The sequence below is a fragment of the Allosphingosinicella sp. genome (assembly GCF_036402135.1).
Lineage (GTDB): Bacteria > Pseudomonadota > Alphaproteobacteria > Sphingomonadales > Sphingomonadaceae > Allosphingosinicella.
In genome coordinates this window covers 34,711-44,311 of record NZ_DASWTN010000039.1, presented here as the reverse complement: position 1 = coordinate 44,311, position 9,601 = coordinate 34,711, and the positions used below count along the sequence as shown (strand labels likewise).

Genomic DNA, 9,601 nt, shown 5'->3' with positions numbered 1-9,601 from the left:
CTGGGAACGTCGCTCGAAGCGGAACGTCGCCCATCATTACGACGTGGGGAACGCGCTCTACGACCTCGTCCTCGACGAGGACCGACAATATAGTTGCGCTTATTATACCGACCCGTCGAATAGTCTCGATCAGGCGCAGTTGGACAAAAAGGCGCACATCGCTGCCAAGCTACACCTGAAGCCGGGGCAGAAGGTTCTAGACATAGGCTGCGGCTGGGGCGGAATGGCGCTGTACCTGAACCGCGTCGCCGACGTGGACGTGCTTGGCATCACGCTGTCGGACGAGCAGCTGAAGGTCGCGCGGGCGCGGGCGGAAGAGGCTGGCGTCGCCGACCGCGTGAAGTTCCAGCTGATGGATTATCGCAACGTTCGCGGCCCGTTCGACCGCATCGTGTCGGTCGGCATGTTCGAGCATGTCGGGCCGCCGCACTATCTGACCTTCTTCAGGAAGTGCCGCGAGCTTCTGGTCGAGGACGGCGTGATGCTGCTCCACACGATCGGCCGCATGGGCGGGCCGGGATCGACCGACGCCTTCACCGCCAAATATATCTTCCCGGGCGGCTACATTCCGGCGCTCTGCGAAGTGGTGAAGGCGAGCGAGCGGGCGAAGCTGATCGCATCGGACGTCGAAACGCTGCGGCTCCATTACGGCTACACGACCGCAGAATGGTATCGCCGCGTGACGGAGCGCAGGCAGGAGATCGTCGCCATGTATGACGAGCGCTTCTTCCGCATGTGGCAATTCTATCTGGCGGGCGCGACCGTCACCTTCCGCCACGGCGGCATGTTGAATTACCAGATCCAATATATCCGCGACCGCCACGCGCTCCCCATCACGCGCGACTATATGCATCAGGCGGAGGCCGCGCTCCGGGCGCAATAAAAAAGGCGGAGAGTTGCCCCTCCGCCCTTCTTACTGGTCGATCGTAAGCTAGTTCAGGCCTGCGGCTGCTGCGGCAGGGCCTGGCGCGCCTGGGCAATGATGCCCTTGAACGCTTCGCCTTCGTGCATGGCGATGTCGGCCAGGACCTTCCGGTCCAAATCGACGCCCGCGAGCTTCAGGCCGTGCATGAACTGGCCGTAGGTGAGGCCTTCCGCCCGGACCGCCGCGTTGATGCGCTGGATCCAGAGGGCGCGGAAGCTCCGCTTCTTAACCTTGCGATCGCGATAGGCGTACTGGCCGGCCTTTTCGACGGCCTGGCGCGCGATGCGGATCGTGTTCTTGCGGCGGCCGTAATAGCCCTTCGCCTGATCCAGAATCCGCTTATGCTTCGCCTTCGTGGTGGTACCACGCTTGATACGTGCCATGGCTCAAATACTCCTTAACGAAGGCCGTAGGGGGCCCAGAGCTTCACGCGCGCCGTATCGGCGTCGGCGAGCACGTCGGTGCCGCGGTTCTGGCGGATGTACTTGGCGTTGTGGCTGATGAGGCGGTGACGCTTGCCGGCGACGCCGTGCTTCACCTTCCCCGTCGCGGTGAGCTTGAAGCGCTTCTTCACACCGCTCTTGGTCTTCAACTTGGGCATTTTCGTCTCCTTGCCGCAACTGAGGCGGACGTTTGAGAACAGCCACGGCAGCCCTTACTGGCCGGGCGGTTCAGTTCTTCCAAAGATGGAAAGAAGCGGCGCCTATAATGCGGAGGCGCCGCGAAGGCAAGTTCAGTCGAATAGGCTCGAGACGGAGGTCTCGTCGGCTATGCGGCGGACGGCTTCGGCAAGCAGAGGCGCAATGGTGAGGATGCGAATCTTGCCCGCGGACGCCTCCACCGCGTCATAAGCGGCGATGGAGTCGGTGATCACCAATTCGGTAAGCTCCGATTTCTCGACGCGTGGGACCGCGCCGCCGGACAGGACACCGTGGGTACAATAAGCGACGACTTCTTCAGCGCCCGCTTCCTTGAGTGCCGCGGCGGCGTTGCAGAGCGTACCAGCCGAATCGACGATGTCGTCGACGAGGATGCAGAAGCGGCCGGCAACGTCGCCGATGATGTTCATGACTTCGGATTCGCCCGGCTTCTCGCGCCGCTTATCGACGATGGCCAGCGGCGCGTTGTCGAGGCGCTTGGCAAGGGCGCGGGCGCGGACGACGCCGCCGACGTCGGGCGAGACGACGGTGATCTGGCGGCCGGCGAAACGCGCCTGGATGTCCGCCGACATGACCGGCGCCGCATAGAGGTTGTCAGTGGGGATGTCGAAGAAGCCCTGGATCTGTCCGGCATGAAGGTCGATCGACAGCACGCGGTTGGCGCCGGCCACGGTGAGAAGGTTCGCGACCAGCTTGGCCGAGATCGGTGTCCGCGGCCCCGGCTTCCGGTCCTGACGGGCATAGCCGAAATAGGGGATGACGGCCGTGATCCGCCGCGCCGACGAGCGCTTCAGCGCGTCGATGCAGATCAGCAGCTCCATCAGATTATCGTTGGCGGGATACGCCGTGGACTGGACGACGAACACGTCCTCGCCGCGCACATTTTCGTGGATTTCCACGAAGACTTCCTCATCGGCAAATCGGCGGACGCTGGCGTCGGTGACGGGGATTTCGAGATAACCCGCAATCGCCTTCACGAGCGGAAGGTTCGAATTTCCCGACATCAGCTTCATATGAAGAATCCCCGAAGAGCCCCGCTTTTCGCCCTCTTAAGGCGGGCGGGCATGAAGGCAAGGGGCGTTGCCGGGAGCGCCTCGCTTCAATAGGGCGGGCGGCCATGAACGTCGTCACCCGCTTCGCCCCCTCGCCCACCGGCCGCCTCCATGTCGGCAATATCCGGACGGCGCTGCACAACTGGCTGTGGGCGCGGAAGAATGGGGGCACGTTCCTGCTTCGGCTCGACGATACGGATAGGGAGCGTTCGACTGAAGAGTTCGCGGAAAGGATCGGGGAGGACCTCGCCTGGCTCGGGTCCGCGCCCGACGCCGTCTATCGCCAATCGGAGCGTTTCGGCCTCTACGAAGCGGCGCTTGAGCGGCTGCGCGCCGATGGTCGCGTCTACCCGGCCTACGAGACGGCGCAGGAACTGGACCTCAAGCGCAAGATCCAGCTGTCGCGAGGGAAGCCGCCCGTCTACGACCGCGCCGCCCTCGATCTGACCGACGAAGATCATGCCCGCCTTCAGGCGGAGGGGCGACGGCCGCATTGGCGGTTCAAACTCGACCACGACAAGCCCATCCACTGGTATGACGGCATTAGGGGCGAGCAGGATTTCGATCCGCATCTGCTGTCGGACCCGGTGATCCGGCGCGAGGACGGAAGCTGGCTCTACATGCTTCCGAGCGCCGTTGACGACGTGGACATGGGCGTCACGCATGTGGTGCGCGGCGAGGATCATGTCACCAACACCGCGATCCAGATCCAGATGTTCGAGGCGATGGGCGCCGTGCCGCCGGCATTCGCCCACAGCGCCTTACTTGTAAGTTCGGAAGGCAAGCTCTCGAAGCGCCTAGGCTCGCTCGGCGTCGATGCGCTCAAGGAGGAAGGGATCGAGCCGATCGCGCTCGTCGCCAAGCTGGCGCGGATCGGCACCAGCCAACCGGTGGAGCCGGTAGCGAGCGCGGAGCCGCTAATCGAAGGCTTCCACTTCGAATGTTTCGGTCGGGCGCCGGCACGTTTCGACCTTGAGGAGCTGGCCGCGCTCAACGCCCAGATCGTCCACCGCCTCCCCTACAGCCAAGTGGCGGACCGGCTGCCGGACGGAATGGGCGAGGAAGCCTGGGAGGCAATCAGGCCGAACCTTCGGACTGTCACTGAAGCTGCCGACTGGTGGCACATCGTTGAAGGGCCAGTGACGCATCAGGCATCGCCTGAGGATTCCGATTTCCTAACCGCTGCGGCCGAGGTCGCGGAAGAGCTGGATTGGAGCGCCAATCCCTGGGGCGCGCTTACGGCGGCGCTGAAAGAGCAGACCGGCCGCGCGGGGAAGCAGCTTTTTCTGCCGCTACGGCAAGCGCTTACCGGCCGCGACAGCGGCCCGGAAATGGCGGCGCTGCTGCCGCTGATCGGCAAGGCGGAAGCGGTGAGGCGGCTCCGCGGCTAATTTCTTGCCAGCCTAGCGGCTTTGCGCATAGGCTTCGGCAAAACATATTCGGGATGCCTTTCATGCAGATCAGAACCGCAGCGGCCGCGCTTGCCGTCCTTTCGCTCACCACCGCCGCGCCGGCCCAGGCGCCAGCCACGCCGGAATTCACGCCGGAAGCGTTCAAGGCGCACGTCACCTTCCTGGCCGATGATCTGCTTGAGGGCCGCGACGCCGGAACACGCGGTTACGACATCGCCGCCCGCTATGTGGCGACGCAGTTCGAAGGGCTCGGCCTCAAGCCCGGCGCGAACGGTAGCTGGTATCAGCCGGTGCCGCTCGTCGAATTCAAGCTCGCCGAAGCACCTGCGACTGTCACGATCGGCGGCAAAGTCTTTCGCCAGGGGCAGGACGCGTTCGTCAGCGCAACGCCATTGGACACGCCGAACAGCGTAGAAGGTGAGGCGGTGTTCGTAGGCTACGGCCTCGAGGCTCCATCGCTCGGCCTCAACGACTATACCGGCCTTGATGTCAGGGGCAAGATCGTCGTTACGATAGGCGGACGGCCAAGCGGCCTGAGGAGCGATGTGGGCGCCCACCTGACGAGCTCGCTTAGCCATCACAAGCGGCTTGTTGCTGCGAAGCACGGCGCGATCGGGCTAATTTCCATCGATACGCTCGCCTCGCTGCAGCGGACGCCGTGGGAACAGAGGCGAAAAGCCACTCTCTCTCCGGATATGAGCTGGACCGCGCCGACGGGTCAGGCCTTCACCGCTGCGCCCGCGCTCACGCACGCCGCCTCGGTCAGCCCCGAAGCAGCGGCGGCGTTGTTCCAGAACGCTCCCCGGGCGTTGAGGGATGTCCTTGCGGAAGCCGCGCGCGACGGCGCTAAGCCGAAGGGCTTTCCCCTCGTACAGCGCGCTAAGATAGAGCGACAGAGCCAGCGGAGGACCATCCCCAGCTCCAACGTGCTGGCAGTGCTTCCCGGCTCCGACCCGACGCTCGCCAACGAATATGTGCTCATGATGGCGCATCTCGACCATGAGGGCGTAAAGCCCGGCAAGGGCGGCGACACGATCTACAATGGCGCGATGGACAATGCGACGGGCATCGCCACCCTCATTGAAACGGCGCGGGCCATGGCGAAATCCGATAAGCGCCCGCGCCGCCCCATCCTGTTCGCGGCCGTGACGGCGGAAGAGGACGGCCTTCTTGGCGCCCAATATCTGGCAAAGAACCCGGTGGTAGGAAACGGCCGCATCGTCAGCGTGGTCAATCTCGACATGCCGGTGCTGACCTACGACTTCGTCGACGTCATCGCGTTCGGTGCCGAACATTCGACGCTCGGCCCGGTCGTAGAGCGCGCCGGTGCGCAAATGAACGTGAAGCTGATCGCAGATCCGCTTCCGCAGGAGGGGCTCTTCGCCCGCTCAGACCATTACCGCTTCGTGCAGGAGGGCATTCCAGCCGTATTCCTGATGACCGGCTTCGGCAATGGCGGACAGGAGAAGTTCACGAACTTCCTTGCCACCCATTACCACCAGCCATCCGACGAGGTCGACCTGCCGTTCAACTGGGCAGCCGGCGCCAAGTTCGTGAGACTCAACTACCTGATTGCGCGCGAGATTGCGGACGCCAATGAGGCGCCGCGCTGGTATTCGAACAGCTTCTTCGGGAGCAGCTTCGCGCCGTCGGCGCCAAAGGCTCCCGCGCCTTCAAAGTAACCGTATTGAAGGCCTCCGCCACAGCCTCAGCTAAAACGTCCATATTTTTAGGTATAGTATATCATTACGATACATTGTAACACGCTCCTGCAGCCGAAGAATCGGCGCCTGTTAGGAGAGAGTCGATGCCTGAAGCAGGTTTTCTCGAGAAGAAGCCCATCAGCCCCACGGGGGTTGTTCTGGTCGTCGGCATGCATGCGGCGCTTATCACCGCCCTTGCCATGTCGAAGATGGACATGCCGGCCATGCCGGAGTTCATCCCGCTGCCGACGACGAACATCCCCATTCCGCCGGATCCGCAGCCCATCCCAGACCCGCCCAAGCAGACGGAAGAGGTCAGACCCAAGACGCAGATCGACTATGTGAAGCCGATCGTGCCGCCGCTTCCGAGCCCGACGCCGACCGTCATTCCGACCCCGCAGCCGAACGTCCAATATTTCGATCCGCGGCCGGCTGGCGACGCGAAATCAGACGCGAAACCGGCCATCGACCCGCCCAAGCCCGCGCCACCAGCCGTGCGCGTGGATGCCGAAATGCTCCGATCTAGCGAGCTGCAACCGCCTTATCCGGCGTCCGAAGAGCGGGCGGGGAATGAAGGTCGCGTTTCAATCCGCGTGACTATCGGCGCCAACGGCCGCGTGACCGCCGCCGAGAAGGTTTCCGCGACAAGCGACGCCTTCTATCGCGCGACCGAGCGGCACGCGCTCCGCGCCTGGCGCTTCAAGCCGGCGACGGTCGACGGAAAGCCAGTCGAGAGCAGGAAGGTGCTCACCGTCCACTTCCGCTTGCAGGACTGATAGTTGGAGGGCTGGCGCTGCGGCGGCGCCGGCCCTATCTTTCACCCATGCCGCTTCCCCGTCCCGCATCGCCGCGCGTCCTCCTGGCGGACCTTCGCGCTTTCACTAAGCAGCGCAGCCGCCACCAGTGGATCGCCGCCTTCTTCGCCGTCGCCATGCCGGTCGTGATCATCGTCGGCTTCTATCTGGACGGGCAGACCAACATCCTGCCGGGCGAGCAGATCGTCTATGTCGAGAATTGGCCCGCCAACCGCACGGATGCGGAGATCGTCGCCCAGCAGAAGATCGACCAGGCGAAGAAGGAAGCGGCGCTGAAGGAGCGGCAGGAACAGTTCAAGCGTCTGGAAAAGCGTCTCGGGATGGAATGACCGACTTGCGCTGGATGGGGGCGGCGATTGCGCTGGGCGAACGTGCCCGCGGGCAGACCGCGCCCAACCCGAATGTCGGCTGCGTCATCGTCAAGAATGGCCAAGTCGTCGGCTGCGGCTGGACCCAGCCTGGGGGGCGCCCCCATGCCGAAGCCATGGCGCTCGATGAGGCGGGCGCGGAGGCGCGGGGCGCCACCGTCTACGTCACCCTCGAGCCCTGCGCGCATCAGAGCGAACGCGGTCCCGCCTGCGCAGACCTGCTCGCGAGGGCCGGCGTGGCGCGCGTTGTGGCGGCGCTGCAGGATCCCGACCCGCGCACCAACGGCTCCGGCTTCAAACGGCTCAAGGCGGCAGGCGTCGAGGTTGTCACCGGCATCGAAGCCGACGCCGCCGAGCACTCGCTAGATGGCTTCCTCACCCGCTCTCGACTTGGCCGTCCGTACATTACTCTGAAGCTCGCCATGTCGATCGACGGCAAGATCGCACTCCCGTCCGGCGAGAGCAGATGGATCACGGGTGAGGATGCGCGGGCGCACGTTCATCACGAGCGGGCGCGAAGCGACATGATCCTGGTCGGGCGCGGCACTTACGAGGCCGACGCGCCGAAGCTGGACGTGCGGCTTCCGGGGCTGGAGGAACGCTCGCCGCGCCGGGCCCTGCTGACGCGGGGCGAGCCGGTGGAAGGCTGGACGCGGCTCGGCAGCCCGGAGGAGGTTTACGGGCTCGAAGGCGTGAACGATCTGCTCGTCGAAGGCGGATCGGAGGCCGCTACCGCCTTCTTGGCCGCCGATCTCGTTGACCGGATGCTGATCTACCGCGCCCCGATCATCATCGGTGAGGGGAAGCAGGCGCTCGGCTATATCGGCCTCACCGCGCTCGCCGACGCCCACCAGCGCTGGATGCTGACCGAGACGCGGATGCTTGGCATCGACCGGCTTGAGGTCTACGAGCGCCTGCGGAGCTGAAGGCGAACATGTTCACGGGGATCATCACCGATATCGGCCGGATCGAGGCCGTTGAGCAGCGCGGCGACATGCGCTGCCGAATCGCCTGCGCCTATGACATGGCGACAGTCGATCTCGGCGCCTCCATCGCCTGCTCCGGCGTCTGCCTGACCGTGGTCGACAAGGGCGACGACTGGTTCGACGTGGACGTCTCGGCCGAGACGCACAGCCGCACCGCATCCGACATGTGGGAAGCGGGCCGCCGCCTCAACCTCGAACGCGCGCTGAAGGTCGGCGACGAGCTTGGCGGGCACATCGTCACGGGCCATGTAGACGGCTTCGGCACGGTGGAGGGGGTGACGGAAGTCGGCGGATCGACCCGCATCGCAATCGTTGCGGACGACGCCATCGCGCCGTTCATCGCCGCCAAGGGTTCGGTCGCGCTCGACGGCGTATCGCTCACTGTCAATGAAGTGGAGCCTCTGTCGGAGGGCGTCCGCTTCGGCATCAACGTCATTCCGCATACCGCCGAGCAGACCACCTTCTCCGAAATGGTGCCGGGCCGGCAGGTCAATATCGAGATCGACATCCTGGCCCGCTATCTGGGCCGGATGATGGAGCTCCGCCGGTGAAGCACGACCTGCGCCTGGAGCGCGGCTTCCTCTCATCGCCGGAAGAGATCATCGACGAGGCGCGGAACGGCCGCATGTTCATCCTGGTCGATGACGAGGACCGGGAGAATGAGGGCGATCTCGTCATCCCCGCGCAAATGGCGACGCCGGATGCGATCAATTTCATGGCGAAGCATGGCCGCGGCCTCATCTGCCTGGCAATGTCCAAGGCGCGGGTGGACCAACTCGGCCTCGGCCTTATGTCACGGCACAACGGCACCCGGCATGAGACGGCGTTCACCACCTCAATCGAGGCGAAGGACGGCGTCACCACCGGTATTTCCGCTGCCGACCGCGCGCGTACCATTGCCGTCGCCATCGACGCCTCCAAAGGCCCTGAGCATATCGTCACCCCGGGCCATGTTTTTCCGCTAGTCGCCAAGGACGGCGGCGTCCTGATCCGCGCCGGGCATACCGAGGCGGCGGTGGACGTCTCCCGCCTCGCCGGCCTCAATCCGTCCGGCGTGATCTGCGAGATCATGCGCGAGGACGGGACGATGGCGCGGATGGACGACCTCGTCGCTTTCGCGCAGCTTCACGGCCTCAAGATCGGCACCATCCGCGATCTCATCGCCTATCGCCTGCAGAAGGACCGGCTGGTCGAGCAGACCGCCGAGGCGCAGTTCGAAAGCCGCTGGGGCGGCACCTGGACGGCGCGGACCTTCCTCAACAAGGCGCTCGGCAACGAACAGATCGCGCTCGTCAAAGGTGAGGTCGATCCGTCGAAACCCACTCTGGTCCGCATGCATGCGCTCAGCTTCTTTTCGGACGCCTTTGCGGAAGCGGGGCAGCGCGGCGGCCTCCTCGAAGGCGCGATGAAGGCGATTGCCGAGGAAGGCTCTGGCGTAATCGTCGTCATCAACCGCCCGACGCCGGACGCGCTCAGCCAAGCCCTCAACGTGCGGGCTGGCAAGGCCGAGCAGAAGGATATGGAGGCGCTCCGCGATTATGGCGTAGGCGCCCAGATACTGGCGGCGCTTGGCATTCACGAAATGGTGCTCCTCACCAACACCCATCACACACCGGTCGCGCTTGGCGGCTATGGTCTCAAGATCGTGGGCGAGCGGCCGATCCCGCCGGTGGAGAAGTAG

Annotated in this window: 11 protein-coding genes; 8 read left to right on the top strand and 3 right to left on the bottom strand. The window is 64.7% G+C overall.

The window, feature by feature from the left end; all coding sequences use genetic code 11:
* Nucleotides 1–883: cyclopropane-fatty-acyl-phospholipid synthase family protein (locus tag VGD10_RS11330; protein WP_331040929.1), on the top strand; the 883-nt coding region annotated here is incomplete at its 5' end.
* 53 nt (nt 884–936) lie between these two features.
* Here the strand turns inward: VGD10_RS11330 and rplT are convergent.
* The 3 genes from rplT to VGD10_RS11315 form a co-directional block, all read right to left on the bottom strand.
* A complete protein-coding gene (gene rplT / locus VGD10_RS11325; RefSeq protein WP_331040928.1) occupies nt 937–1,308 on the bottom strand; it encodes a 50S ribosomal protein L20 in 372 nt (123 codons plus the stop codon).
* A 14-nt stretch (nt 1,309–1,322) separates the two neighbouring features.
* A complete protein-coding gene (rpmI, locus tag VGD10_RS11320) occupies nt 1,323–1,526 on the bottom strand; it encodes a 50S ribosomal protein L35 (RefSeq protein WP_315726525.1) in 204 nt (67 codons plus the stop codon).
* Nucleotides 1,527–1,658: 132 nt separating this feature from the next.
* Nucleotides 1,659–2,597 (bottom strand): ribose-phosphate pyrophosphokinase, encoded by a 939-nt coding sequence (locus tag VGD10_RS11315; protein WP_331040927.1) that lies wholly within the window; start codon nt 2,595–2,597, stop codon nt 1,659–1,661.
* A 104-nt stretch (nt 2,598–2,701) separates the two neighbouring features.
* Between VGD10_RS11315 and gltX the strand changes: the two genes are divergently transcribed.
* The 7 genes from gltX to ribB all read left to right on the top strand — a co-directional run bounded on the left by gltX (nt 2,702) and on the right by ribB (nt 9,601).
* Nucleotides 2,702–4,027 (top strand): glutamate--tRNA ligase, encoded by a 1,326-nt coding sequence (gltX, locus tag VGD10_RS11310; RefSeq protein ID WP_331040926.1) that lies wholly within the window; start codon nt 2,702–2,704, stop codon nt 4,025–4,027.
* Between the two features lie 62 nt (nt 4,028–4,089).
* Nucleotides 4,090–5,730 (top strand): M28 family metallopeptidase, encoded by a 1,641-nt coding sequence (locus tag VGD10_RS11305; protein WP_331040925.1) that lies wholly within the window; start codon nt 4,090–4,092, stop codon nt 5,728–5,730.
* Between the two features lie 125 nt (nt 5,731–5,855).
* Nucleotides 5,856–6,527 (top strand): TonB family protein, encoded by a 672-nt coding sequence (locus VGD10_RS11300; protein WP_331040924.1) that lies wholly within the window; start codon nt 5,856–5,858, stop codon nt 6,525–6,527.
* Nucleotides 6,528–6,574: 47 nt separating this feature from the next.
* On the top strand, nt 6,575–6,895 hold the full coding sequence (locus tag VGD10_RS11295) for a hypothetical protein (protein ID WP_331040923.1): 321 nt from the start codon (nt 6,575–6,577) through the stop codon (nt 6,893–6,895).
* Nucleotides 6,892–7,860 (top strand): bifunctional diaminohydroxyphosphoribosylaminopyrimidine deaminase/5-amino-6-(5-phosphoribosylamino)uracil reductase RibD, encoded by a 969-nt coding sequence (gene ribD, locus VGD10_RS11290; RefSeq protein WP_331040922.1) that lies wholly within the window; start codon nt 6,892–6,894, stop codon nt 7,858–7,860. Before VGD10_RS11295 ends, ribD begins: the two co-directional genes overlap by 4 nt.
* An 8-nt stretch (nt 7,861–7,868) precedes the next feature.
* Nucleotides 7,869–8,471, top strand: a complete 603-nt coding sequence (locus VGD10_RS11285) for a riboflavin synthase (protein ID WP_331040921.1) — start codon at nt 7,869–7,871, stop codon at nt 8,469–8,471.
* Nucleotides 8,468–9,601, top strand: coding sequence for a 3,4-dihydroxy-2-butanone-4-phosphate synthase (gene ribB / locus VGD10_RS11280; protein WP_331040920.1), 1,134 nt, complete (start codon nt 8,468–8,470; stop codon nt 9,599–9,601). The genes VGD10_RS11285 and ribB overlap by 4 nt, the downstream gene beginning before the upstream one ends.